Origin of the sequence: Methylobacter psychrophilus (genome assembly GCF_025583945.1) — a bacterium.
In the GTDB taxonomy this organism is placed as follows: domain Bacteria; phylum Pseudomonadota; class Gammaproteobacteria; order Methylococcales; family Methylomonadaceae; genus Methylobacter_C; species Methylobacter_C psychrophilus.
In genome coordinates this window covers 1-24,494 of the sequence record NZ_JAOEGU010000015.1, presented here as the reverse complement: position 1 = coordinate 24,494, position 24,494 = coordinate 1, and the positions used below count along the sequence as shown (strand labels likewise).

20 protein-coding genes are annotated in these 24,494 nt (G+C 42.8%); 8 read left to right on the top strand and 12 right to left on the bottom strand.

Annotation, left to right across the window (positions count from 1 at the left end):
- Positions 1–782 precede the first annotated feature (782 nt).
- Positions 783–1,094: a hypothetical protein gene (locus tag N7974_RS09290; RefSeq protein WP_262965346.1), complete on the bottom strand. Its 312-nt coding sequence runs from the start codon at positions 1,092–1,094 to the stop codon at positions 783–785.
- 349 nt (positions 1,095–1,443) lie between these two features.
- On the bottom strand, positions 1,444–2,091 hold the full coding sequence (locus N7974_RS09285) for a DUF2306 domain-containing protein (RefSeq protein WP_262965345.1): 648 nt from the start codon (positions 2,089–2,091) through the stop codon (positions 1,444–1,446).
- A gap of 541 nt (positions 2,092–2,632) precedes the next feature.
- On the opposite strand from N7974_RS09285, the gene prsR reads away from it, so the two are divergent.
- Positions 2,633–3,988, top strand: a complete 1,356-nt coding sequence (prsR, locus tag N7974_RS09280; RefSeq protein WP_262965344.1) for a PEP-CTERM-box response regulator transcription factor — start codon at positions 2,633–2,635, stop codon at positions 3,986–3,988.
- A gap of 244 nt (positions 3,989–4,232) precedes the next feature.
- Here the strand turns inward: prsR and N7974_RS09275 are convergent, their stop codons facing one another.
- The 4 genes from N7974_RS09275 to N7974_RS09260 all read right to left on the bottom strand — a co-directional run bounded on the left by N7974_RS09275 (position 4,233) and on the right by N7974_RS09260 (position 8,193).
- A complete protein-coding gene (locus N7974_RS09275; RefSeq protein ID WP_262965343.1) occupies positions 4,233–4,574 on the bottom strand; it encodes a cold shock domain-containing protein in 342 nt (113 codons plus the stop codon).
- A 215-nt stretch (positions 4,575–4,789) separates the two neighbouring features.
- A complete protein-coding gene (locus tag N7974_RS09270) occupies positions 4,790–5,155 on the bottom strand; it encodes a hypothetical protein (RefSeq protein WP_262965342.1) in 366 nt (121 codons plus the stop codon).
- 289 nt (positions 5,156–5,444) lie between these two features.
- Positions 5,445–7,592 (bottom strand): AMP-binding protein, encoded by a 2,148-nt coding sequence (locus tag N7974_RS09265; protein WP_262965341.1) that lies wholly within the window; start codon positions 7,590–7,592, stop codon positions 5,445–5,447.
- 262 nt (positions 7,593–7,854) lie between these two features.
- Positions 7,855–8,193, bottom strand: a complete 339-nt coding sequence (locus N7974_RS09260; protein ID WP_262965340.1) for a TraR/DksA family transcriptional regulator — start codon at positions 8,191–8,193, stop codon at positions 7,855–7,857.
- Positions 8,194–8,325: 132 nt separating this feature from the next.
- Here N7974_RS09260 and N7974_RS09255 point away from each other — a divergent pair, with 132 nt between their 5' ends.
- From N7974_RS09255 to N7974_RS09245, 3 genes are read left to right on the top strand one after another with little or no spacing between them, the layout of a single operon-like run.
- Positions 8,326–9,231 (top strand): AAA family ATPase, encoded by a 906-nt coding sequence (locus tag N7974_RS09255; protein ID WP_262965339.1) that lies wholly within the window; start codon positions 8,326–8,328, stop codon positions 9,229–9,231.
- Positions 9,228–10,172, top strand: coding sequence for a DUF58 domain-containing protein (locus N7974_RS09250; RefSeq protein WP_262965338.1), 945 nt, complete (start codon positions 9,228–9,230; stop codon positions 10,170–10,172). The genes N7974_RS09255 and N7974_RS09250 overlap by 4 nt, the downstream gene beginning before the upstream one ends.
- A 4-nt stretch (positions 10,173–10,176) precedes the next feature.
- Positions 10,177–12,129: a transglutaminase TgpA family protein gene (locus tag N7974_RS09245; RefSeq protein ID WP_262965337.1), complete on the top strand. Its 1,953-nt coding sequence runs from the start codon at positions 10,177–10,179 to the stop codon at positions 12,127–12,129.
- On the opposite strand, the gene lon is transcribed toward N7974_RS09245, so the two are convergent.
- Positions 12,130–14,538, bottom strand: coding sequence for an endopeptidase La (gene lon / locus N7974_RS09240; RefSeq protein WP_262965336.1), 2,409 nt, complete (start codon positions 14,536–14,538; stop codon positions 12,130–12,132). It abuts the gene before it with no gap.
- Between the two features lie 9 nt (positions 14,539–14,547).
- A complete protein-coding gene (locus N7974_RS09235) occupies positions 14,548–14,949 on the bottom strand; it encodes an Hsp20/alpha crystallin family protein (RefSeq protein ID WP_262965335.1) in 402 nt (133 codons plus the stop codon).
- Between the two features lie 301 nt (positions 14,950–15,250).
- On the opposite strand from N7974_RS09235, the gene N7974_RS09230 reads away from it, so the two are divergent.
- A complete protein-coding gene (locus N7974_RS09230) occupies positions 15,251–16,291 on the top strand; it encodes an AI-2E family transporter (protein ID WP_262965334.1) in 1,041 nt (346 codons plus the stop codon).
- 19 nt (positions 16,292–16,310) lie between these two features.
- Here N7974_RS09230 and N7974_RS09225 read toward each other — a convergent pair whose 3' ends face one another.
- Positions 16,311–17,363 carry a GGDEF domain-containing protein gene (locus tag N7974_RS09225; RefSeq protein WP_262965333.1) on the bottom strand — a complete coding sequence of 351 codons (1,053 nt, stop codon included), beginning with the start codon at positions 17,361–17,363 and terminating at the stop codon, positions 16,311–16,313.
- Positions 17,364–17,442: 79 nt separating this feature from the next.
- The gene (locus N7974_RS09220) at positions 17,443–18,735 is read right to left on the bottom strand and encodes a hypothetical protein (RefSeq protein WP_262965332.1); all 1,293 of its coding nucleotides are present in this window, start codon (positions 18,733–18,735) and stop codon (positions 17,443–17,445) included.
- 430 nt (positions 18,736–19,165) lie between these two features.
- On the opposite strand from N7974_RS09220, the gene N7974_RS09215 reads away from it, so the two are divergent.
- The 3 genes from N7974_RS09215 (at position 19,166) to N7974_RS09205 (ending at position 22,726) form a co-directional block, all read left to right on the top strand.
- Positions 19,166–20,842: an MFS transporter gene (locus tag N7974_RS09215; RefSeq protein ID WP_262965331.1), complete on the top strand. Its 1,677-nt coding sequence runs from the start codon at positions 19,166–19,168 to the stop codon at positions 20,840–20,842.
- Between the two features lie 106 nt (positions 20,843–20,948).
- On the top strand, positions 20,949–21,527 hold the full coding sequence (locus N7974_RS09210) for a DOMON-like domain-containing protein (protein ID WP_262965330.1): 579 nt from the start codon (positions 20,949–20,951) through the stop codon (positions 21,525–21,527).
- Entirely contained in the window at positions 21,524–22,726 is a 1,203-nt protein-coding gene (locus N7974_RS09205) for an exo-beta-N-acetylmuramidase NamZ family protein (RefSeq protein WP_262965329.1), read from the top strand. The genes N7974_RS09210 and N7974_RS09205 overlap by 4 nt, the downstream gene beginning before the upstream one ends.
- Positions 22,727–22,815: 89 nt before the next feature.
- Here N7974_RS09205 and N7974_RS09200 read toward each other — a convergent pair whose 3' ends face one another.
- Positions 22,816–23,259 carry an NfeD family protein gene (locus N7974_RS09200; protein ID WP_262965328.1) on the bottom strand — a complete coding sequence of 148 codons (444 nt, stop codon included), beginning with the start codon at positions 23,257–23,259 and terminating at the stop codon, positions 22,816–22,818.
- 3 nt (positions 23,260–23,262) lie between these two features.
- Complete coding sequence (locus tag N7974_RS09195) at positions 23,263–24,183, bottom strand: SPFH domain-containing protein (RefSeq protein ID WP_262965327.1); 921 nt, start codon at positions 24,181–24,183, stop codon at positions 23,263–23,265.
- Positions 24,184–24,494: the final 311 nt, after the last annotated feature.

Genomic DNA, 24,494 nt, shown 5'->3' with positions numbered 1-24,494 from the left:
TTTCAGTAGGTACTACAATAAATTGGGGTAATAAACTTACGTTAAAATCGGCTCAAAATACAAAAATAACTAAAGCCAGGGTGGACAAGATCATTACGCTACGTAGTCATACACCAATCGACTTCAGGATTCTCGTATTCAGGTAACCTCTCAATCTTATAGCGAATGCTTGCCTTGGAGCAGCGATGGCCAAGATATATAGTTCTTAGGTGATTTTCTGAGAATAATAAAAGGTGTTATTAATATATTAATAACGCGCTTTTTTTGTTTTGTACTAAATTAACCGGCTTTTGTCAGTTCGCAAATTTGAGCTGTTGTAAAAGTATTGGTAAAGATGCATAACAAAGCCAAAACTACAGCGCCTTTAATTATCAGGTTAAGCCAGGTTGGGGAGGTTTCGCTGGTTACTAAGCTCCAGAGACTGTGAAAGTATTATCAAAAAACAGGTTAAAAACATTATTCAGAACGAAGGCACGAAGGGAAATAATTGGTTTTATCCAATGCATTAAAACTTCGTGTCCTTCGTGGTGAGTTTTTTTATTTTGTACAAAAAACGAATACTTTCACAGTCTCTCCAGCATTGTAACCCGGCTCAGGAAGCTCTAGCTTCCTGTTTATCTTTATCACAGTCGAGTCCGATGCCTGGAAGCAGTTATTCGGTCTTGCAGGATCTTTGTCTACATTTTCTCGTGATGACTGTATCGGGAAGCCGGAGTTTGGGAAATAGAAGAATAATCCAAAGCCGTTTTGGCGTGAATGGTTTAACTGTGAGGCTTTTATACTTAACTGGTAATCTTATCCACCAACAAGGTGTAGCGATTAAAAGAACGTCCGTTATTTTTCTGCTCTTTGCCTTGAAAAGTTATGGTGACTAAATTCCCCAGGACGGCGTTATGTTGTTTCAAGCTGTGAATTAAATAACGATTAAGGTCAACACCGACAACCGCACCATTATCCTCCTGTAAAAACAGTGTTTTCTGTTCGTCATAGAGTAAATCATGAGAAGCGCCACTGCCTTGAATGATACCGGTGATTGTGTTGCCTGCCGAAGGTTGCCAGTAGGTTACTTTGTTGATTGGTTGGTTTTCAGTCATTTTTTATCCTGTTTCTTAATGAGAATAACTGGATACAATTGTACCCAGTTCATTGTAATCTTGCTTAATACTAAATTCCGCATCACTCAATAAAACAGCGAGTGCTCGCATTCGAGGAGTATGGCTGTAATGGTGTTTATTGATATTTCCCAGTATCAGCTTCAATTTGGCTGAAAGGTTTGTTACCGTTAGCATCGCGAATGATAGAAATGGCCATGCAATAAATAGGTTAACCGGATTATTTTTTGTGAAAAGACTTTTGAGCGATTATTTAAGTCATCTGAGAGTCAAACCCCTCTTGGAGTATGTTAGCTATTAGTTGAAGATGAACGTCAGTAGCCGGCCATTATTATTTTCTGCGGCGTTCACGCGAAATTAACCATTCGGCCACCGTAAAGTTGATCGCCCAACCTGCTGTCATGCAAAGTGTCCTCGCCAGTTCCCCTTGTATGTTCGGAAACAGGAACATGGGGATATGAGTAAAGACCTGTGTACCGGCACCCAGGGCGAGGGCATAGCTGCGCATCATCCAGGACTTGTGATGCGGGATGTCGCGCTTGAGAATAGCAGAAAAGCCGAGACATAGACATAAGGCCATCGCCGAACCCACCAGAAGCCGGATGGCGTAAAGAAACGGGCCGTCAAAATTGACTGGCGGATAGTTTACCGGTGGATTGAACTGGGTCATCCATAGACCCGTAAGTGCGACGACAAGCCCGCAAGGGATGAGTATCCACCCGGCCACACGGTGCCAGTTGGGTTTGCGGCGACGGAAGCTGGGGTAGAACTGGAAAGCGCCGAGAACGCAGTAAATTACGGTGCTTATAATATGTAGTACCACCGGCAAGGGTGCCTCGAAGAACCGTGCGTTATCTGGCGTAATCTCTGCACCGCTGCCGAGCTCAACCACGCGGAAAGTGCCGGCAACAATAGGGATGAAGCTGAGCGCTATCAACCCGGTGGGTATAAGCCATTCAGATTTGGCGGGAAGGTTCATTATTAAAGGTTCCTTATGTCTAATGTTAGATTCATCGGGTGGTCCGGTACCACGCTTTGTTATGTGTATGGATTTTCAGATAAATAATTTCGATACTAACAGATACCATCCCTTCAAGGGATATTATCTGTCAGGCTTACCGAGACGTGAATTTGAGATTTAATCCCTGAAAGTCTATAGAGCAAAAAAACAGACTTTTACTACATACTGAAAGTAATGTGTTTTTGTGATTTATTTAAGCGTTATTTTTGTTAACCAAGCATCATTAATTAGCGCTCAATTGACATGAGATAACAAATCGCACTTTTATTGGGAAATATCAGCTAATAAATTTTAGGAAAAGTTTTTTCTGGTGACTAACATTACCTTGGCGTGTTGCAAAAAAAGGATTTTTAAATCTTGTGCATATTAAAACGCTGAAAATTTACTATGATTAAGGTGGGTTTGTGCTATTTGAGGTTTATAAACTTAAGCCCAAGTAGATTGTTTTTTTGGAAAAATTATTAGTCAGGATAAATAGCAATGACAAGAAGGTAATGAGTTGAACAACAGGAAAGTTTTACTGATTATTGAGGATAATCCGGGGCTACAAAAACAATTAAAATGGGCTTTTGAAGGTTATCAAACGGTAATCGCTGGCAATAAAAACCAAGCCATTACCGCTTTGAGGCGTTATATGCCCAGAGTTGTCATGCTGGATTTAGGCTTGTCTCCCGACACTGGCAATGCCAGCGAAGGCATAAAGACGCTCCAGGAAATTCTTGAGCTTGCACCCGCAACCAAGGTTATTGTTGTTGCCGGAAATGATAATAGAGAAAATGCTATTGAGGCACTAGTAATGGGCGCTTATGATTTTTATCAAAAACCTGTTGATACCGATATTCTAAACTTGATTATCGAGCGTGCCTTTAAACTCAGTGAATTGGAGAAGGAGCATTTGACGTTACAACAACAAAAATCAGAATCTTTAGTGGGAATTATCGCTTCTTGTAAAAAGATGCAGGTACTTTCCCGTAAGGTAGAAAAAATTGCCCCAACCAATGTCACTACTTTATTACTGGGAGAAAGTGGCACAGGTAAAGAGGTACTCGCTAAAGCCATTCATGGTTTGAGCGATCGTAGAGACAAGCCTTTTATTGCCGTAAATTGCGCTGCCATTCCTGAAAATCTCCTTGAAAGCGAATTGTTTGGTTATGAAAAAGGCGCTTTTACCGGTGCTTCTCAACAAACCAAAGGCAAAATTGAATACGCCCATAACGGTACCTTTTTTTTAGATGAAATTGGTGATCTGCCTTTTTCCCTGCAATCGAAGTTATTACGTTTTCTTCAAGAAAGAACGATAGAACGAATCGGTGGAAGACGTGAGATACCGATTAATGTACGCATTATTTGTGCTACCCATCAAAACTTACAGGCGCTAATTAATGAAGGTAAATTCAGGCTCGATTTATATTATCGTATCAGTGAAATAACTCTTAATATTCCTCCCCTGAGAGAAAGAGAAGGCGATGCCCTTGCTATCGCCTCGGCATTTCTAAGACAATTTTGTAAATTAAATAACAAGAAAATAAAAGGTTTTAGCAAAGAGGCGGTAAAGGCTATTGAAAGTTATTCATGGCCGGGTAATATTCGGGAACTGGAAAATAAAATAAAACACGCCGTGATTATGTCTGACGATAACAATATCAGCTTTGAGGATATGGAATTTAACGATAACCTTAATGCTTCAATGCCGTTTAATCTAAAAGAGGTGCGAAAGGGCGCTGAAACTTTGGCTATCAGAAGAGCTTTAACATACTCTAATAACAATATTTCAAGTACCGCAAGACTTCTTGGTATTACACGACCTACTCTATACATGCTTGTCGATAAATATGGGATTCAAGTTAATGAATAGCCGTATTATTTAAAATAGGAGACTGTTCGAGAATAGAAAATTTATTGCGGAAAAGCCATTGTAGTTCTATTGGCTGCTAATTTTCGTTTAATAGAACAACTATTTGCCTAAAATGACCAAAAAATCTGATATAAAATGCTCCCCGCCTCGCTACCATTTGCTATTCTCGGATAGCCTTCTAGCCAAATTTATAAGTATTATTTTTTGACCAAAATCCTAATGGTGGTGGTAGCGAATAGTTGTTTTATTTCTGTATGGTTAAAAATACAGCAATAGCGATAATAATTAACACGGCAGTTATAACGATTACCCATTTTTTGCTACGGCTGGTTTGTAACGAGTTTTTTGTTATATCTTCTGTCAGGCTTACGCCTTCAATTTGGGCATTAATCGCTTTGTATTTGCCCCGATTATCTTTGGCAATCTGGTAATAAATAATATCACCTGTTGTAGGTCTGCGACTTACGCCGTTTAGTGCCGAGATATGTATAAAAATGTCTTTGCCGCCGTCATCCGGTTTGATAAAGCCAAACCCTCTATCTTCTTTCCACGTTTTTAAAGCTCCCTTAACCATTTTTTTTGTCATAAAATTTACTTCTTTGTTGTTTTAGCATGTTGGTTTCTGATCTTACCTTTTTTGGATTGTCCCTTTCATGTTGCCAGTAGATAATGCGTAATAGCAGTATCAAATGTGACACAACATGAATCATCAGTAGTTTGGCAAAATACGTTAAAAAAGTCCCTGATTAAAGCCATGCAAAATTCACATGGCTTAATCAGTGGGTGAATATTGCGCTGGATTTATTTTTTTATAATAACTTTATCATCAATAATCAATTCAGAAATTCCACCCAAAGAGCCCAGTAAGGTACAGCTGGCTTTTTTAAAACCGCCTGTTTTAACGTTTTCACCTTCCCAGATTAACGTGACATAGGTTTCTTTATCACTTTTTGTTTCTTTGGGAAAATAGACTTGTTCTCCGGTTTTTTCTTTAATAATCAAAGGGCATTTCTCGCTCGCCATTGTCTGTATTGCAACGAGATTTCTAATCGATGAAGCGGCTTCTTTTTGCGCATTAGAGGGTTCATCTTTGCTAACACCAACCATAATAAAGCCGGCGACAAAAACTCCAATAACAGCTATTACAATTTTCATTGTTTCAGACATTTATATTCTCCTTTTATTGTGAAAAAGTAGCCAGGTTTACTGTCTACACCAAATTTTTTATTGGTTAACCCAAGATGATTCCTGCAAATAATATACCGGTCTTGCTGGTCTTTTTATTCTTGGATACCATCTAAAAAGTTTGGTTAACGAGTTAATATACCATTCACTCTGGTGTATGCAAGGGCGAGTGTAAGGTTTACATATCGAAATGCCCTAAATTATTATTGTTCGCGGCACCTGACAGATACGCTAAAAGGCATGGTTTTACCGATTGCCAAATTAGTAGCATTTAATTTAACAGCTTGGCTGTTGCCAGAGCCATAACGGCTGGATAATCGACTTTACCTGTGGCCATAATGGGTATGGTATCAACGATCATAATTTTTCTGGGCAGACTGATATTGGCAACCCCCGGCGATGCGGCTGCCAAATCATTAACCGTTACCTGCTTTTGAGTGGTCACTAAAATAATCTGTTCGCCTTTTTTTGCATCCGGCAGACTGATTGCGGCATGATGTGCATCCGGCCAGGCATTAATAGCCAACTGTTCAACAGCGGTTAATGACACCATTTCACCACTGATTTTGGCGAAACGTTTACTGCGCCCGCAAATACTGATGAAGCCGTCATCATCAACATTAACAATATCTCCCGTGTCATACCAGCCTTTGCCATAGACTGATTCAGGTGGAATCAGTGTGCCCGGATTGTCAGCCAACAGATATCCCAACATGATATTAGGACCTTTAACATGCAATTGTCCGGCATCATTAATTCCTGGAACCGGCTCCAGTTTGTGTTCCATAAAAGGCATAAAACGACCAACTGTCCCTGTCTTGTAATAGACAGGTGTATTAACCGAGATTATCGGTGAGGTTTCGCTGGCACCATAACCCTCCAAAATACGAATACCGAATTTTTCGGCCCAGATGTGACGGGTATTTTCCTGGAGCTTTTCTGCCCCGGCAACCACATAGCGCATATTATAAAAATCGTAGGCATGAGCTTGTTTAGCGTAAGCGGCAAAAAAAGTATTGGTGCCAAACATGATGGTGGCATGGATTTCATAAGCAATTTCAGGAATAACGCTAAAATGCAGGGGAGTTGGATAAAAGAAAGTTTTCATGCCACTGATAATCGGTAGCAGAGTGCCGACGGTAAAGCCAAAGGAATGAAACATGGGTAAAAAATTGAGTACTATATCTTTGGCATTAAAACTGATGCAGGCTTCCAATTGCTTTAGGTTACCCAAAATGTTGGCATGGGAAAGCACGACACCTTTTGGGGTGCCTTCTGATCCCGAGGTGAACAAAATCACCGCCGGACTATCAGGGTTGTAATTTTTATTTTTATACCAAATATCAGTCGTTTTACTTTTTATCAGTGCGGTAAATTTGTCCAGTGTGGAAATGTTTTTGGCCAAATCTTCCAGATACACTAATTCGCACTGTTTGCTTAACTGGTCGGCTTCTTTTTTTAGATTTCCCAGTTCAATAAAACGACGCGAGGTTAATACTGTTTTAACTTGCGCCGTTAGACAGGCAGATGGCATACCGGCTGAACCCATTGAATAATTCAACATCGCGGGAATACGACTGTGTAATTGTAAGCCAAGCACAGTAATGAGAGTTTTAGACGAATTTGGTAGAAAAACCCCTACATTTTCACCGTGTGTCGTGATATCTTTTAAGGCCTTGCCAAGGGCAATGCTACGCATGACTAAATCGTTATAAGACAATAGAGTTCGATCGAGATCTTCGGCTATTTTGTGTTTACCACCATATATTGTACGAGCATCAAGCAGGCTGGTAAAAATGGTTTGCCGATAAGGACTGGTGACAAACATCATATTAGTCATAATATCGGATAAAAGGTGACCACAGTAAGCGCGGCGGGTTCTGCCCCTGAGTTTCGTGGGAGCAGAAATATGCGTGGATGGTAAAATATGAATCGTGATTTTAGGAAATAAACGTAAAGGGACAATTCTGTGGAGCTTTGAAAAATGCGTATATTGGGCACCCGATATGCGTATTGGTAAAATGGTGGCTCCGGATTTGTCGGCGACCATACCTGTTCCATCATAAATTTTCATTAATGATCCGGTAACCGTGATTCGGCCTTCAGGAAAAATAACAGTTTTGGTGTCATTTTCAAGATGATGGATCAAATTCTTTAGGGACAACGGATGGGTAGGATCCATCGGAAATACCCGCGATAACCTCAAGAAAGGTTTTAACCACCAGCGCTGCGAAACTTGGGTGTTGATTGCAAAAGTTATCTCATCGGGTAGAAAAACACCCAGTAATAAGGGATCCAGAAAAGAGCTGTGATTAGCGATAATCAAAACCCGTTTTCCTGCATTGGTGTAGTTATCAAGGCCTGTCACTTCGACTTTGTAGAGTAAAGTAAGCAGGCCGCGTAAAAATATTTTTAGCATAGATTTCTGTTCATATTCTCTTAATGGGGATTTTAAGAGATTCCTTAAAGTGGTTTAAATATATAGTCTTTCAGAAATTAAATTTCCAATTCACATCGCTGCAAACTTGTACGGATACCATCCCTTAAAGGGATGTTATCCGTTAGCATCTAAATTATTTATCTGAGAATCTATAGGTTATGAAAGGGCGCATAACACAACAAACAGACTGAGTTGATAAACTCCAGCGTTTAAAACTAAACGTTTATTGAGCCTTTGGGGTTTAATGCCCCTTTTTACTGGCACATTTAATACATAGAGTAGAATAAGGCATTACTTTTAAACGCTCCTTATTAATGGGCTTATCGCAAACTTGACAGATACCGTAGTGGCCGTTGTCTATTTTCGCAATAGCCTGTTTAATCATTTCTATTTCAGTTCTGGCTGAATTACCGAGGTAATCCACTACTTCATTGTTTTCATTTTGTGTTGCCTGTTCCGCAAAGTCCTTTTCTAAAGGTGTGTCGGAATGCTTGATATCATTAGTGATGCTGGTGAGCCGAAGATTTAGTTCTTCCAGCATGGCAATTAAATGGCTACGAATTTCGTCATATTCTTTCATTAGACTATTGCTCTTTTTTTAAAATGGAGGCACTCTTAAGTTTTACATTCTGCTTTTAGGCGATATTACAAAGTAGTAAACCGCCTTAACTAAAGTTGAATTACAATAACTTTCGGTATCCTATCATCACTTATGCAAAATGACACTCATCATCTATTGGATGCGGCTAATCAGGTCATTCTTGGTAAAGCGCATAAAATTCGTCTGGCATTATGTTGCCTGATTGCACGCGGTCATTTACTGATAGAAGATATTCCCGGCGTAGGAAAAACAACCTTGGCAAATACCTTGGCAAAATTGCTGGGTTTAAACTGTCAGCGGATTCAATTTACCAGTGATATTTTGCCTGCCGACATTATAGGGGCTTCAGTATTTGATGCCAAAAATCTTACTTTTAAATTCCACCCCGGACCACTATTTAATCAAATGGTTTTGGCTGATGAAATTAATCGCGCTACACCTAAAGCACAAAGTGCCTTGCTGGAGGCAATGGAAGAGCAAAATATTACTGTTGATGGAAAGACCTATCCTTTGCCTAGTCCTTTTTTTGTCATTGCCACCCAAAATCCCTCCTATCAAATAGGCACATTCCCTTTGCCAGAGTCGCAACTGGACCGATTTTTAATGCGTATTGAATTGGGTTATCCTGATCATGATGCAGAAAGACTGTTACTTAAAGGTCAAAGCCGGCATAGTTTGATTGAATCGCTGCCAGTCATGCTGACACCGGAGCGGCTAATTAACATGCAGGATGCCGTTACCGATATTTATGTCTCCAACGCCGTACTGGATTATTGCCAGGCCATCATTAGCTTTACGCGGGAATCATCAGAATATCATTGCGGGCTTTCACCCAGGGCGGGCTTGGCATTGCTTAACGCCGCTAAAGCCTGGGCATTTATGGAGCAGCGCGATGCTGTCATTCCTGAAGATATACAAGCCGTATTGGCGGCCGTAGCCGGCCATCGCTTACGATCAGGCAACAATGATTCAGCGGCTATAGTGGCACCCATTTTAGCCAAAGTAGCTGTCCATTGAATAGGTTATCTTTAAAAGAACGCTTTCAGCTGAGCCGGTTTTTTAGTGGCGAGAAAGCCGTTGATGAGCCGGTAAAATTAACGCATAGGCGTATCTTTATTTTACCCACTTATCGGGGACTTAACTTTGCCATACTGACGGCTTTTCTATTATTGATGGCCTTTGTTTATAACAATAACCTGGTCTATCTACTGACTTTTTTATTGGCCAGTATTTTTTTTATTACCATTTTGCATAGTTATAAAGCGCTGGCGGGTCTGGTTTTACAAAAAGGACAGAGCAAGCCGGTTTTTGCCGGAGAAGCTGCCGGGTTTACTATTTATATAAATAATCCGGTTGATGTGGAGCGTTTTAATTTACAGATTAAACTGGAACAACCCGAAAGCCTTACCATTAAGCCGCAAAGTAAGACCTGCGTTACTTTGTATTCTTTAACGCAAAAAAGAGGCTGGCACACAGCCGGAACAGTAACCCTTTCCAGTACCTATCCATTCGGTTTATTTCGGGTCTGGTCGCCGATACGCTTTAATCTTAAAGCTCTGGTTTATCCAAAACCATCGTTACAAGAACGGCCCTTTCCAGAAATGCCTTCAACCAATATTCAGAAAGGCTTTAGCCAGAAGGGGACAGATGATTTTTATGGCTTAAAGGGCTATCAGCCAGGAGATTCCATTAAACACATACACTGGAAAGCCTTTGCCAAAGGGCAGGGTTTATTCAGTAAACAATATAGTAGCGATAGTTCAGAGGAAATCTGGTTGAATTACGATAATGCCCCCGGACATAATACTGAAGAACGCTTAAGCCAGTTATGCCGATGGGTAATTGATGCCGAGCGTATTGGAATACCCTATGGGTTTTCTCTGCCCGGATTAAAACTGTCGCCGGATAATGGTACGACACACACCAGAAAGTGTCTGGAAGCACTCGCCCTGTTTTAAAAGCATGAATAGTGTCCAAAATAAAAGCATTTTAATCTTTTTATTAGCATCCATTGGGCTGATAGCTTTTCCGCATATTAACCATATTCCAAAAGCCGTTTTCGCTTTTTTTTATCTATTGTTAAGTTGGCGTTTTATCGGTATCTGGAAACAAAACTGGCTACCCAATAAACCGGTCATTTTTTTGCTGACAGTCTGCGGACTGGCTCTGCTGTATAGTCAATATCATGGCGTTTTTGGACGAGATGCCGGAACCCGCTTGTTTGTTACTGCCCTGGCATTGAAGTTATTGGAGATTAAGTCAGAACGTGATCTTTATTTAATTACCTATCTGGCTTTTATCGTTGCCGCTTCACAGTTTCTTTATGAGCAAAGTTTGTTGATGGCCGCTTATATTTTATTTGTTTGCAGTATATTGTTGGCGACCTTGGTTTGTCTCAACAGCACTAAGCTACAGCCATTTACAGCATTAAAAACAGCCGGTATTATTCTCGTTCAGGCCATCCCCATGGCAGTGATTTTGTTTATACTGTTTCCTCGGGTGGAGGCGCCAAAATGGATGCTGTTTAACGAAAAACATCAAGCTAAAGCCGGTTTGAGCGATAGCATGGAACCTGGCTCTATCAGCGATTTGGGTATGTCGGATGAACTGGTTTTCAGGGTTAAGTTTACGGGAGCACTGCCACCGCCACCGCAACGTTATTGGCGAGGGCCGGTTTTGTCATATACCGATGGCAAAAAGTGGACTCAGGTAAAAGATCTGCGTTTCAGGCCGATTTTAGATAAGCCTGTTTTTACCGGGTTGCCCTATCAATACACTCTGTTAATGGAGCCGCAAGATAAAAATTGGGTTTTTGCACTGGAAATGCCGGCAGACTATGCTTTGCCGTTAAGCCAAAATGCCAACTATCAGTTGGTTACCTTGGAAAATCCCGATAAACGTACTGAATATAAAATCACTTCTTATCCTGGCTACAACACCGGGGCTATTACGCGTATCGAATATAAAGACGCTATGCAACTCCCGGGCGATCCATCTGACAAAATTAAACAGCTGGTTAAACAATTACACGGATTTGATAGTACGTCCGATTATTTTATTAACGAGTTGTTAAACCATTTCAGAAAGGAGGATTTTCATTACACCTTGACGCCGCCCTTGATGGAAGAAAATCCGCTTGAAACCTTCTTGTTTGAAACCCGTTACGGGTTTTGCAGCCATTACGCCGCCGCTTTTGTTTATTTGCTACGGGTTGCCAATATTCCTGCCCGCGTGGTTACCGGTTATCAGGGTGGGGAGCTTAATAAAGTCGGTAATTTTTTGGAAATACGTCAAGCTGATGCGCATGCCTGGGCAGAAGTCTGGCTGGAAAATAAAGGCTGGGTTCGATTCGATCCCACCGCAGCCATTGCACCGGAAAGAATTGAGCGAAATATTAATATAGACCAGCTTATGCCTGGTGGAATCATTAACTATATGCCGGCCGATGCTGCGCAAGCGGCTTTTAACTGGCTAAAACAGAGTCGTCAACTGTGGAGTAATATTGACTATCACTGGCAACGTTGGGTTATTAATTACGATAATAAAAACCAATCCGGATTCTTGTCATCCTTAGGCATTACTGACATCAAAGCCATGCTTTACTGGATGGTTGGAAGCATAGGTTTAATAACTGCCCTGCTAAGTTGGTTGTTGTTATATCAAAAACAACAAGCCATTGATCCGGTAGTGCGGCTTTATAATCGATTTTGTCAGAAAATTGCCAAACGTGGCTTACTCAGAGGCCCATGTGAAGGGGCTAAAGATTTTGCCGGGAGAGTTAAAATAAAGTTGCCTGAAAAAGCAACGTCGATTGATCAGATTACTGATCTTTTTATCAAGCTACATTACGGTAAAAACTCAACCCCCGATGATTTTAAGTTATTCAAAAAACGGGTTAAAAGCTTTAAAATTTAATCACTTTTCCATGGCAATTTTAAGTGCATCATCAACCTTTTCCAGCCAGATAAACTGTAGTTGATTTCTTACCGCTTCAGGTATTTCTTCAAAGTCTCTTTGGTTACGCGCCGGAAGCATGACTGTTTTTATCCCTGCCCTGGCAGCTGCAATGACTTTTTCTTTAATGCCGCCGACCGGTAATACCAGTCCACGTAAACTGATTTCGCCGGTCATGGCAATATCGTTTTGTACAATCCGTTCAGAAAACGCGGAATAAAGGGCAGTAAACATGGCGACACCGGCGCTGGGGCCATCTTTAGGAATTGCACCTGCCGGTACATGAACATGAATGTCATTTTTTTCAAATATTTCCTGGGATAAGCCCAGCTCATGGGCGCGTGACTTAACCAGACTTAATGCAGCCTGGGCACTTTCTTTCATGACATCGCCCAATTGTCCGGTAAGAATAAGTTTGCCGTTTCCGGGCACACGGGCGGCTTCAATGAACAGAATGTCGCCGCCAACCGGCGTCCATGCCAGTCCTGTTGCAACGCCCGGAACGCTGGTTCGCATAGCGACGTCCCTTTCAAATTTTTTTGGTCCCAAAATATCGGGAAGTTGTTCGCTGTCGATTTGCTCATTAACGATAATACCTTCAGCAATACGCATGGCTACACGGCGAAATACCGAGCCGATTTCACGTTCCAGGTTTCTGCACCCGGCTTCGCGGGTATAGTCCTGAATAATGGTTTCTATGGCCTGGTCGGTGATGGAACATTGTTCTGCGGTGAGACCGTTTGTTTCCAATTGCCGGCTGACCAGGTAACGCCTTGCTATCTGTGCTTTTTCATCCAGGGTATAACCGGATAATTCAATGACTTCCATTCTATCGCGCAGCGGTATTGGCACACTGTCCAGTACATTGGCCGTGCCAATGAACATGACATGACTTAGATCAAATGGCACGGAAAGATAATTATCGCGAAAGCTTGAGTTCTGCTCCGGGTCCAATACTTCCAGCAAGGCTGAAGAGGGATCGCCCTGAAATCCTGACCCGAGTTTATCCATTTCATCGAGCATAAATACCGGATTATTGGTGCCAGCCTTCCGAATGGATTGAATAATATTGCCCGGCAGCGCGCCAATATAAGTGCGCCGGTGTCCACGGATTTCAGCTTCGTCATGCGTGCCGCCCAGACTGGTACGGATAAATTCACGGCCGGTGGCACGGGCTATACTGCGTCCCAAAGAAGTCTTGCCGACTCCAGGTGGCCCGACAAAGCATAAAATAGGACTTTTGCCATTCGGATTCAGTTTGCGCACCGCCAAAAATTCGAGTATTCGCTGCTTTATTTTATCCAGGCCGAAGTGATCTTCATTAAGGATTTCCCTGGCTTTTGCTATATCAATAACGCCTGTACTCGCGACCGACCAAGGCAGTTCTGTCAGCCAATCAAGATAAGTGCGAATCATCGAGTATTCACCACTGGCATCCGGCATGTGCTGTAAGCGACCGAGTTCCTTGCGTGCTTGTTTTTCTACCTCTTCAGGCATCTTGGCTGCACTAATGGCGTTACTGATTTCTTCAATTTCGGCAGTATGTCCTTCTCCTTCACCCAATTCCTTTTGGATAGCCTTCATTTGCTCGCGCAACACGAATTCACGTTGCTGCTGACCCATGGTTTCCTGGGTTTTCTCGCTAATTTTGTTGGAAAGTTTTAATACTTCAAGTCGATAATTAAGCAGCTCCAGAAGCTTGTCAATACGTTCCTGTATTGTAAACAGAACCAGTATTTCTTGTTTCTCTTCAGGTTTTAAAATCAGGTAACTGGCAATCAGATCGGCCAATACTGTCGGTGAGGTAATGGATTGAATAGCCCCTATCAGTTCATTAGGTGCTTGTTGCGTTTGCGCCAGTACTTCCAGTGCTTTTTGTTTGAGTGTTATGACTCGCGCTTCCACATCCTTGGAGCTTATTTCCTGCTCTTCATAAAGCTCGATACGGGCGACAAGAAATGGGTAGCCCGGCAAAAAGTCCTTTACCCGAAAGCGCTGTACACCCTGACAAACGACATGATGGGAGTTATCAGGAGCCGTCAGGTAGCGCAAAATTTCCGCCACAGTACCAACTGTATGGAGATCATCGGCTTCAGGTTCTTCATCCTGGTCACGCAGTTGCATGATTAGACCGATCGGTTTCTCGGAACGTACTGCCTGCTGCACCGCTGCAATAGAGCGTATGCGACCTATCACCAGGGGAGAGACGTTTTGCGGAAAAAGTACGGTACCTCGCATGGGTACAATAATCAGGGCATCATCAGGAATAGGCGGGGATGACAACGGAGTCTCCTGCTTTATCTCCTGATTTGACTCTTCCGTATCCATTGATAACCCGAGCAATCTGTTTTTTATATCCTTGATATGCATAAGAAATCCTTATATTTTCCGCAATGAAATTAATAAACAACCGTTCACAAATTCACGAGTACTAATTTCAAAATGGCCTGCGGGCAGTTCAATGCGCCGTTCAAAGCGTCCATAGGGAATTTCCAGACGCCGAATATGCGCTTCTGAGTTGACAGGTAGACGCCGCTGCCCGTTTACCATTAAATGATTACCTTCCAGAGTTACGCTTAGATGTTCCGGAGCAACGCCAGGTAGTGCGATCATAATTGTGAATTCATAATTGGTTTCGTAGATATCAACCGGCGGCTCCCACGTGGGTTGCCTGACGTTAATAACTGCAGGTCTAAAGAATTGTCGGTGCAGCCTGTCAGCCCGATCCACTATTTCGCAAGCTTCCGCCCACATCCAGGTTTCAAGATCACGTATTGGCATAAGGTGTTTATCTTAGGTTGTCGATTCACAAGTCACTAGGCTTAAAGCTCTGGTGATTTAATTTAAGCTTTTTTTTCAAAGAGTCAATGACTATGTTGGATAAGGCAAGGACTGATGAATATTAATTTTGTTTTAAATGGTCAGTCGCTACTGTAACAGGCGGTTATCCAAATTCTGCCGGCCGAATAATATGCGTGAATGTATGGATGCTGTCATTCAGATTTGAACATGTTAGTATTATTGATAATTTTTGCGGCTCACATAAGCGTAGTACCCTGTTTTTTAAAGGATGTTTAATATAATGGAAAAAACAAATTCAGAGTTTTGGATGAAGGTGAAACTTATACTTTTTGGGATATTCTCAATAACCACACTTATTCTTTTTTACTATTCTTTATTTATTGTTGTTGTGTCATTGATAGGAATTGGCCTTGGGGTACTGGTTGCGCCAATTCTTTCCTTTGCAAGATCCCGGTTTAATATCCCTCGGGCCATGAGTGCCCTACTTTGTCTTATTGTATTTATTATTGTAATTGGTGGAGCAAGTTTTGGAATTTGGTACTTGGTTTCGGATCAGGCAGAGAATCTTTCCGAGCGCATACCAGACATTGTAGCGAATCTAAAGAGTCGGTTTGCGTCACTTTTCATAAAACATTCCGCAGTCCAAGCTCAGCTTGAAGGTCTGAATGTTGCCGCTACCGCACAAAGTATTGCAGCATTTTTTTTAAAGGGTCTCCAAAACAGCTTTTCCGCAACCAGCGGATTTCTGTTTGCTTTGATTATCGGTCTGTACACATCGGTCTCTCTGGATACTTATTTCGCGGCAGTTATTCGTGCTTTTCCTAAAAATGTCCGGGATAAAGTAAGTACTATCCTCAGTCAATGTGCCATAACATTAAGACTCTGGTTTCGTGCGCAAATGATAGACATGATTATTTTGGGATTCATGACAGCATTTGGTTTATGGTTTGTCGGTGTCGATTATTGGGCTTTATACGGACTTCTTACGGCAATATTTGGCATTATTCCATATATTGGAACCCTGATTGTCCTGGCTTGCGCATCACTTATTACTTTAACATCCGAACCTTCGCTCGTTGTTTGGGTTATCGCCGTTTTTGTTATCGTTCAACAGATTGAAGGTAACATCATTCTTCCAATGCTTATGAAAGGTCAGGTCGAGCTACCTGAAGTGCCATTGCTGATTTTTATTTTACTTTTGGGTTCATGGCTTGGCATTGTCGGTGTTTTCCTTGCTCCTCCGTTCTTTGCCATTATTAAAGTTTTATATGTGGAAATTTATCTTCCTCGGGTTGGCAAATCTACTGAAACGGTGATCTAAATAAGATGGGAGGTCACAATCAATGGCTAAAATCGCTTATTGCTCCTGATGTAAAAAAACTATGCGAACAAACTATACGGTTTCTGCCTTTTTGCTTCGCCTGATAAAGCCGCTTGTCTACTTCGTCAATAAAGCCTATTAGTTCATCTGCATGAGTTGGAATAATGGTACCAACTCCGAGACTAACGGTCAGTATTTGACTAACCAGGGATTTTTCGTGAGGGATCTGTTTTTTAAAAATCAAGCTTCGGCATCTTTCAGCGACGATTTTAGCGGATTTTGCATCCGTTTCTGGAAGAACCAACACAAATTCTTCACCGCCAAAACGGGCAAAAAAATCTCGAGGTCGAGTGCCAGCCGAATTTAGGGTTTTTGCTACACGCTTTAAACAATCATCTCCCTGAATATGTCCATATTGATCGTTATACTGCTTAAAATAATCAATATCGAACATGATTAATGAAAGTGGTTGGTTATTACGTTTTGCATTGATCCATTCCTCTTCCATAACAGAATCGAACATGCGACGATTGGCGATGCCGGTTAATCCGTCTTTAAAAGAAAATTCATGTAGTTCTTTCTGGAGGTTAAGTAGTTTCTCCTCATTTTTTTTCCGTTCACTGATATCAAACATAAATCCGACCAGAGAATCAACATTACCTTCTTCGTTACGAACTACATGCACGACATCACGAATCCAAACATAATCGCCATCCTTGGTGAGTGCACGATAATCTGCTTCATGGTCGATTCCGGCTTGAGATTGAGCGACACAAAAATTAACAACTTCGTCTCTGTCTTCGGGGTGCATTCTTTCCGCCCAGTTTTCTACGCTCACCCAACTCGCAGGTAACCAGCCCAGCAAGCTTTCTATTTGGGGTCCAATGTAAGCGAACTGCATGGTATTCCAGTCCAGTTTCCATGGAATCGCTTTTGTGGATTCCAACAGGGTTTTGTATACACTATTGTCATTTTCCATTTCTTGTGACACGTCCATCATTATTTTTAACTCCAATTTGTTCCCGGGAAAGATGCCGATGCCTTGAACCCAATTTCCTATAAGTTTTTTCATAATCAAGCAGGCGATTAATCTGCTGTTAATTTTAGCGTATCAAGAGCATATTTAAAAAATAAATATTCTTTTGTATGTTTTAGATAACCGAAGCGCGAGCAAAAAGCTCTAAAAGATGTCTTGGCTTATCGTAAACAATCTGCTTTCCGGCTCGTAAATCGCGGCGCATCAGACGAATCATCTGCTGTAATACTTCATCGGAGAATACTTCTGGCGGATGTCCCGTTACTTCGGCAAGGCGTCCGGCTATTACTCCAGCATCGCTGACTACCGGGCAGATACGGTAGCGATACTCGCCACCGATGGCTTCCGGCGTAAGGTCCATAAACCGCCCTGGCTGTTGCCGAAAAAAACTTAGCGGCAGTCGGTAAGCATTATTGCCCATAATCGGCAGGTCATCAGGAACCGATTCATCTTCATCTAATATCTGAAGTTTTGTTGCCAAGGGTAGCAACTGATCCAGACGATAGTCCTGCATATATGGATTGCCAACGCGTACCAGATTGGCAATCAATTCACCCAATGAGGCATGGCCTATGATTGCGGCACGCTTGGGTAATCCACCCCAGGCACCATCTGCTCCGTTCAGTAGCGCCTCAATTACAGAGGCATTTTCAAAGCCTCCGCCGGCATGAATATGCACCAGTATTTTAAGTGGCTCCGGCAAGAAGCTTCGGGCTATCGCGATAAACGCACCTATCTGAAAGGGCATGTAGGTGCCCCGATCATCCTCGATACTTATACCTTCTACAGGTTGTTCAGCAAGTAAGCTCAGAATCGAGCAGACTCTATCAGGATTCTCTATGAATGCATCACAGCCATCGACGATATTGATCAGGATACGCGGCTTGTTGCCATTATCACCATAGATATTGATATTGAGCCATTTGATACTGGCTGACAGGCTAAGGCGCAGTGTCTCAAAATCATATTGTCCGGCCATTCCCGCTTCACTCAAATAGATTTCGTGTAATGTATTGGGAACGCCATACGCTTTTAGCTTGAGCTGAGATGGCGAGGGCGTGAACGTGCCATCGGCTTTAGCAATACCAATATCGGTAAAAGCAAAACAGCCACTCATATCGATCTGATGGTTTCGAAGATAGATCATGAAATCATCATCTACTTCCGGTTCATCAGGCATAGAGTAATCAAGCGTACCCAAAAGAATATTACGAAATCCAAATTCCCGAAGCTTGGGAAGGATGCTTAATTTTTCAGTAAGAATTTGTCCGATACGAGCGCCAACGGGATTTTCCCGCAAGGATAAATCGATCAGATAGGGTTTAATGCGCTGAAGTTTGTCTATTTTCTCCTGTGCATCAGCAAGAATGGCATGGGCATTTTTTAAGGCATTTTGCGATGGTGACATGGTTATCCAAGCGATGGCATATTAAAGATCATTCCGTCAGGAGTATAACTGAATATCAAATACCCAGACGGGTGAGTTTAAAAAAACGACACTAAAATTCAGTCATTGAAAGCTTGTCCACGTCGCCGGTACATTAAAATGGCAAAAGGAATAAATGACTATTGCTGAATAGGGAAATCAGGTTTTTAACCTGCTTTAATATAAAGGGCTTGGCGAATGCCCTCTTAATTTGAGGTATGAATGAAGCTCTATCTTTTTGGATGAAGATCATATTAGTATTTGTAACTTGTTATTGTTTATCTCAACGGATACCTCAAGGTAAGACTTGATATATTCTTTATTTCCTATAATTTATTGATACAACTTATCAGCCTTCCTTAAACCAAAATAGGCTATGATCATTAATCAAACTGACCTATCAGGATAATTTATGTCCGGACAATCCCCAAAAAATAGTGATATATCAACGGCTACCAGGTTGTTGCAACTATGGCATCACTGGATGGATCGCAATATTTACGATCTTGCCCGACAGATGCGCTTGAGCTACATACCACCGCTGATGGTTTATATGGCTGCGGGTTTGTCAGGCTTAACAGGTATCGTGGGTACTTTTTTTGTTAAGGAATATCTCGGGTTATCCGCAGAGTTTCTGGCAACTTTAAGCTTTTGGGTGATGTTGCCATGGGCATTGAAAATGCCATTGGGTCATTTGGTGGATTTACTCTGGCGTTATAAAGCCGGATTGATTTATCTGGGTGCAGGGTTAATTACCGTAAGTTTACTGATCATGACCAACTTGCTGGCAGATCTTGATTATATGACTAATCTGATGCCCGCAGAAACCTGGTATATCTTGGCATCATTATTGGCTCCCATCGGTTATGTCATGCAGGATATTGTCGCCGATGCCATGACTGTGGAAGCGGTAGCGCGTTTTGATAAAGAGGGAAAGCCGATTCCACAGGAGCAAATTCTGCTGGCGCATACCACTATGCAGACTTTGGGGCGTGTGTCCATTATCGGTGGTACGCTCATAGTGGCGGCCGCCAATGTCTACCTGTTCAGTGGGGTAGCGATGATGACTGCGGTGGAAAAAACGACGGTCTATGTCAGTATTTATCATTGGGCATTGCTGATTCCATTTATTTCAGTTTTTGGAGTTTTTTTGTCTTCCTGGCAACGCTCTCAAGAAGAATGGAAGCTTGCCGCTAAAGGCTATGAGTTTGCAGATATTGAACGCATGTTGGGACGGGTGTCGACTGAACTGCCTGCGATTAATTGGTGGCTATTGGGCGGAGGGCTGGGTTTTACCTTGTTTGCGGCTGTTATGGGTTTGGCCGATGTGCAAAATAACGAGGAGATAGTGTTTGCCGGGTCTTTGTCTATCGTCTTATTCCTGATGTGGCAGTTGACGAAAGAGCTTGGCGTCCGTGAAAGAAAGCAGTTGTTTGGTACGGCATTTGTTATTTTTGCCTTTCGTGCAGTACCAACGACAGGGGCAGGTGAGACTTGGTGGATGATTGATGTACTTGATTTTGATCAGCAGTTTTTGTCGCAATTATCCTTGATCAGTAGCGCGCTGACTTTGTTCGGTATGTTCCTGTTTCGGCGCTTTATGGCCGAGCGTTCGATAACCACTATTATTGCCGTTCTTACCGTTGCCTTGGCAGTGCTTTATGTACCGAATATTGCCCTGTTTTACGGTGTCCATGAGTGGACGCAGGCACATACCGGTGGGGTTGTCGATGCCCGATTTATTGCTCTGATCGATACCGCACTGGAATCGCCTTTGGGTCAAATTGCCATGATCCCGATGCTGGCCTGGATTGCCAATTCAGCGCCCGAACGACTTAAAGCAACTTATTTTGCGGTGATGGCCGCTTTTGTTAATTTGGCTTTATCGCTTTCACAGCTATTAACGAAAGCACTTAATCAGTATTTTTTAATCACCAGGGAAGTCAAGGCAGCATCCGGCGAGGTAACGGTATCAGCAGATTACAGCCAATTAGGCGAGCTTTTTATCACGGTTATGTTACTGAGTCTGGCTTTGCCGATGCTGGCTATCTTTATTGCCAAACGGAGCTTTCTGGCCAAACAGTCGTAGACAAGTTTCAGTCTGGTGGACCTGCCATACGCGCCTTTTCTGCATATCAGGATATAATTTCATGCTGATACATTGAATCATTAACAGAGGAATTGACTGGTTTGCCATGCAATCGAAAAAAGTAACGGGTTATAATAAGCTTATTTGCCATGGTGATTCATTATCCAATGCGGTGCAGAGTCTGCATGTTAACGTTGAGCCAGAACCTCAAGGCGCTTTACGATTACGCTTTCAATTGACTGGTGATTTGCCGCAAATAGACATTCCGATACCGCTACCCTCTTCGGCGGCTGATGGCTTATGGGAGCATACCTGTTTTGAAGTGTTTGTTGCGGTAGAGGGTGATGCAAATTATCATGAGTTTAATTTTTCACCATCAGGTCAATGGGCAGCGTATGCCTTCAGTGACTACCGGATACGAAGTGACTGGTTGGTTAGTCAGGCACCGATTATCCGTTTTATTCAGACGAGTGAGCATTTGTTACTGGAATCCGTTATCACGGCGGCCGACTTACCCCTAAATATTACCGGCAAGCCGTTTCAGCTAGGTTTGACTGCAGTGATCAAGGCGAGCGACGGTAGTCGTTCCTATTGGGCATTACGCCACCCGGAAACGCACCCTGATTTTCACCATCGCGCTGGATTTATTGCGTTATTTAACCAGAGTTTACCCACAAAAATATGAAATTTGGTATTGACCGTTTACTTGACGATTCAGCATTGCGCAAACCTCTGGCGGGAAAACGCGTGGCGTTATTGGCGCATCCGGCCTCGGTTACGCAGGATTTGACGCATACACTGGATGCACTGGCGGGTCTACCCGACATTAAACTGAGTGCGGCGTTTGGTCCTCAGCACGGACTGCGCGGTGACAAGCAAGATAATATGATGGAGTCCCCAGATTTTATTGATCCGGTGCTGGGTATTCCGGTATTTAGTCTCTACGGCGAAGTACGTCGCCCAACCGATGCAATGATGGATACCTTCGATGTTTTGTTGGTTGATTTGCAGGATTTGGGTTGTCGTATTTACACTTTTATCACTACCTTGCGTTATGTACTGGAAGCGGCGGCAGCGCACCAAAAAACGGTGTGGATACTAGACAGACCTAATCCGGCGGGGCGTCCGGTAGAAGGTTTACTCTTACGGCAAGGATGGGAAAGTTTTGTCGGTGCAGGCCCAATGCCGATGCGCCATGGGTTAACGATGGGTGAGCTGGCACAATGGTTTATTGCTGTTTTGGCGCTGGATGTGGATTGCCGGGTCATCACCATGGAAGACTGGCAACCGGAGCTGGCACCCGGCTACGGTTGGCCGTTGGGTGAGCGTAGTTGGATTAATCCCAGTCCCAATGCACCGAACCTGTCGATGACGCGCTGTTACGCAGGTACTGTGATGCTGGAAGGTACAACGCTCTCCGAAGGTCGAGGTACAACTCGCCCCCTGGAATTATTTGGCGCGCCGGACATCGATGCCAAAGCGCTTATCAAAACCATGCGCGATATTGCTCCTCAGTGGCTGGCAGGTTGTCGTTTGCGTGAGTGCTGGTTTGAGCCGACTTTTCATAAATACGCAGGTAAATTGTGTGCCGGTGTGCAAATCCATGTGGAAGATGGTGCTTATGATCATGCGGCTTTTCGTCCCTGGCGCTTGCAAGCCTTGGCGTTTAAAGCGCTACGCCGTCAGCAACCGGATTACCCGTTGTGGCGGGATTTCCCCTACGAGTATGAGCTTGATCGATTAGCTATCGATGTCATTAACGGTTCGCCACTATTACGCGAGTGGGTCGATGATGCCGCTGCCATCCCGGAAGATTTGGATATGATTACCCGTGTCGATGAGTTGGCGTGGGAGCAAGCGCGTTTGGAATTTTTGTTGTACTAAGGGCTAGAAAAATACACAAGGCTAAAGGCTACTTAAAATAATGATGAAGTATTGTCGCCTTTAATTTTAGCCTTGTGCAGTGCGATTAGTTAATCAGCCTTCTCTACATCAAACACTGTGCCACGAATAGCAATAACTTTCACCTGCGTATTAATGTCGCAGTCTTCACCATGAACTTTCCAGATAGAGTCATCCACTTTTATTTTCCCCTCACCATTTTTTATCGGCTCATACAAACTAAAAACCCTGCCGATGTATTGAGTTCCGCGTTTGTTCAGCAACGGATGATCTGACGTTATGGGATATTTTTTGCCATAAAGTTTCCAAAGTATGATGGTGACAACCGACAGTACGGAAAATATCAAGACTTGCATGTTGATAGTGATTACCGGTATCAGTAAAACGAGAGCTCCGGTTACAACTCCCGATATTGCCATCCATAAAAAGAAAAACCCGGGCGCGAGAATTTCCACTACCAGCAAAATAAGCGCGATTACCCACCAATACCAAAAAACAAACACCAGTTCAGTCATTAGTTAGCTCTTTTTAGTCATGGCAGCTTTAGCCAGTTCGGTAATCCCACCCAAGGCGCCAATGACGCTGGATGATTCGAGAGGCATAAAAATCAGCTTGCTGTTTTCTGCCGAAGCTATGTGTTGTAGGGCTTCAATATATTTTTGTGCGACAAAATAGTTAATTGCCTGTATATCACCTTTGCTTATCGCTTCCGAGACCATTAGTGTTGCCCTGGCTTCGGCCTGAGCGAGACGTTCGCGAGCATCAGCATCCCGGTAAGCGGCTTCCTTACGGCCTTCCGCCTCTAAAATTGCCGCTTGTTGCGCACCTTCGGCGCGTAGAATCTCGGATTGCCTTAAGCCTTCCGCTTCCAGAATGGATGCGCGTTTTAAACGCTCGGCTTTCATTTGTCTGCCCATTGCTTCAACCAAATCTTTGGGCGGGGCAATATCCTTAATTTCAATACGGGTCGCTTTAATACCCCAAGGTGTTGTGGCATCGTCCACAACCCTAAGTAGTTTGGCATTAATATCATCCCGACGGGACAGTAATTCATCCAGATCCATTGAGCCCATCACCGTACGAATGTTGGTCATCACCAGATTTAAAATCGCCCAATCCAGTTTACTGACTTCATAAGCGGCTTTGGCGGCATCCATTACCTGGTAAAAAACCACACCATCCACAGTCACCATGGCATTATCTTTGGTAATCACTTCTTGTGACGGCACATCCATCACCTGTTCCATCATAATCATTTGTTTACCGATACGGTCAATAATCGGGATGATGATGTTTAGCCCCGGTGTTAGCGTGTTGGTATATTTACCAAAACGCTCGACCGTATATTCCATGCCCTGAGGCACCGACTTAACACTCATAAACACCAGCAAGACAGCGAAAACAAATAACGCCAAAACAAATATACCAAAGCCACTCATAAAACCTCCTGATTTGTAATAATAAAAACTCGCCAAAGAGCTTTTTTCGACACGGGATATGTCTCTATTATAAAACGCATAAAGTAATAATAGCGGCCTCATCACTCATTGGTAAAGTTCAATATCAACATTCGTAATGGTTAAAATGGGTGGGCATGTTGCAAAAAGCCGCTCATCTAAATAGTAGACATCTTTCCTAAATACAGCCATAGCGTAAGTTAACAAGAGCAGCCACTAAATTCCATGTCAAGGAGTAATGCTTGTGTTTGCCCCGATAAACATCTTTGGCAATCCTGAAAATTTTGCATCGG

Coding starts and splice junctions, on each gene's coding strand:
- N7974_RS09290 (WP_262965346.1), bottom strand. CDS start 1,094: ATGACTGAAAACCAACCAATCAACAAAGTAACCTACTGGCAACCTTCG.
- N7974_RS09285 (WP_262965345.1), bottom strand. CDS start 2,091: ATGAACCTTCCCGCCAAATCTGAATGGCTTATACCCACCGGGTTGATA.
- N7974_RS09275 (WP_262965343.1), bottom strand. CDS start 4,574: ATGACAAAAAAAATGGTTAAGGGAGCTTTAAAAACGTGGAAAGAAGAT.
- N7974_RS09270 (WP_262965342.1), bottom strand. CDS start 5,155: ATGTCTGAAACAATGAAAATTGTAATAGCTGTTATTGGAGTTTTTGTC.
- N7974_RS09265 (WP_262965341.1), bottom strand. CDS start 7,592: ATGCTAAAAATATTTTTACGCGGCCTGCTTACTTTACTCTACAAAGTC.
- N7974_RS09260 (WP_262965340.1), bottom strand. CDS start 8,193: ATGAAAGAATATGACGAAATTCGTAGCCATTTAATTGCCATGCTGGAA.
- N7974_RS09255 (WP_262965339.1), top strand. CDS start 8,326: ATGCAAAATGACACTCATCATCTATTGGATGCGGCTAATCAGGTCATT.
- N7974_RS09245 (WP_262965337.1), top strand. CDS start 10,177: ATGAATAGTGTCCAAAATAAAAGCATTTTAATCTTTTTATTAGCATCC.
- lon (WP_262965336.1), bottom strand. CDS start 14,538: ATGCATATCAAGGATATAAAAAACAGATTGCTCGGGTTATCAATGGAT.
- N7974_RS09235 (WP_262965335.1), bottom strand. CDS start 14,949: ATGCCAATACGTGATCTTGAAACCTGGATGTGGGCGGAAGCTTGCGAA.
- N7974_RS09230 (WP_262965334.1), top strand. CDS start 15,251: ATGGAAAAAACAAATTCAGAGTTTTGGATGAAGGTGAAACTTATACTT.
- N7974_RS09225 (WP_262965333.1), bottom strand. CDS start 17,363: ATGAAAAAACTTATAGGAAATTGGGTTCAAGGCATCGGCATCTTTCCC.
- N7974_RS09220 (WP_262965332.1), bottom strand. CDS start 18,735: ATGTCACCATCGCAAAATGCCTTAAAAAATGCCCATGCCATTCTTGCT.
- N7974_RS09215 (WP_262965331.1), top strand. CDS start 19,166: ATGTCCGGACAATCCCCAAAAAATAGTGATATATCAACGGCTACCAGG.
- N7974_RS09210 (WP_262965330.1), top strand. CDS start 20,949: ATGCAATCGAAAAAAGTAACGGGTTATAATAAGCTTATTTGCCATGGT.
- N7974_RS09205 (WP_262965329.1), top strand. CDS start 21,524: ATGAAATTTGGTATTGACCGTTTACTTGACGATTCAGCATTGCGCAAA.
- N7974_RS09200 (WP_262965328.1), bottom strand. CDS start 23,259: ATGACTGAACTGGTGTTTGTTTTTTGGTATTGGTGGGTAATCGCGCTT.
- N7974_RS09195 (WP_262965327.1), bottom strand. CDS start 24,183: ATGAGTGGCTTTGGTATATTTGTTTTGGCGTTATTTGTTTTCGCTGTC.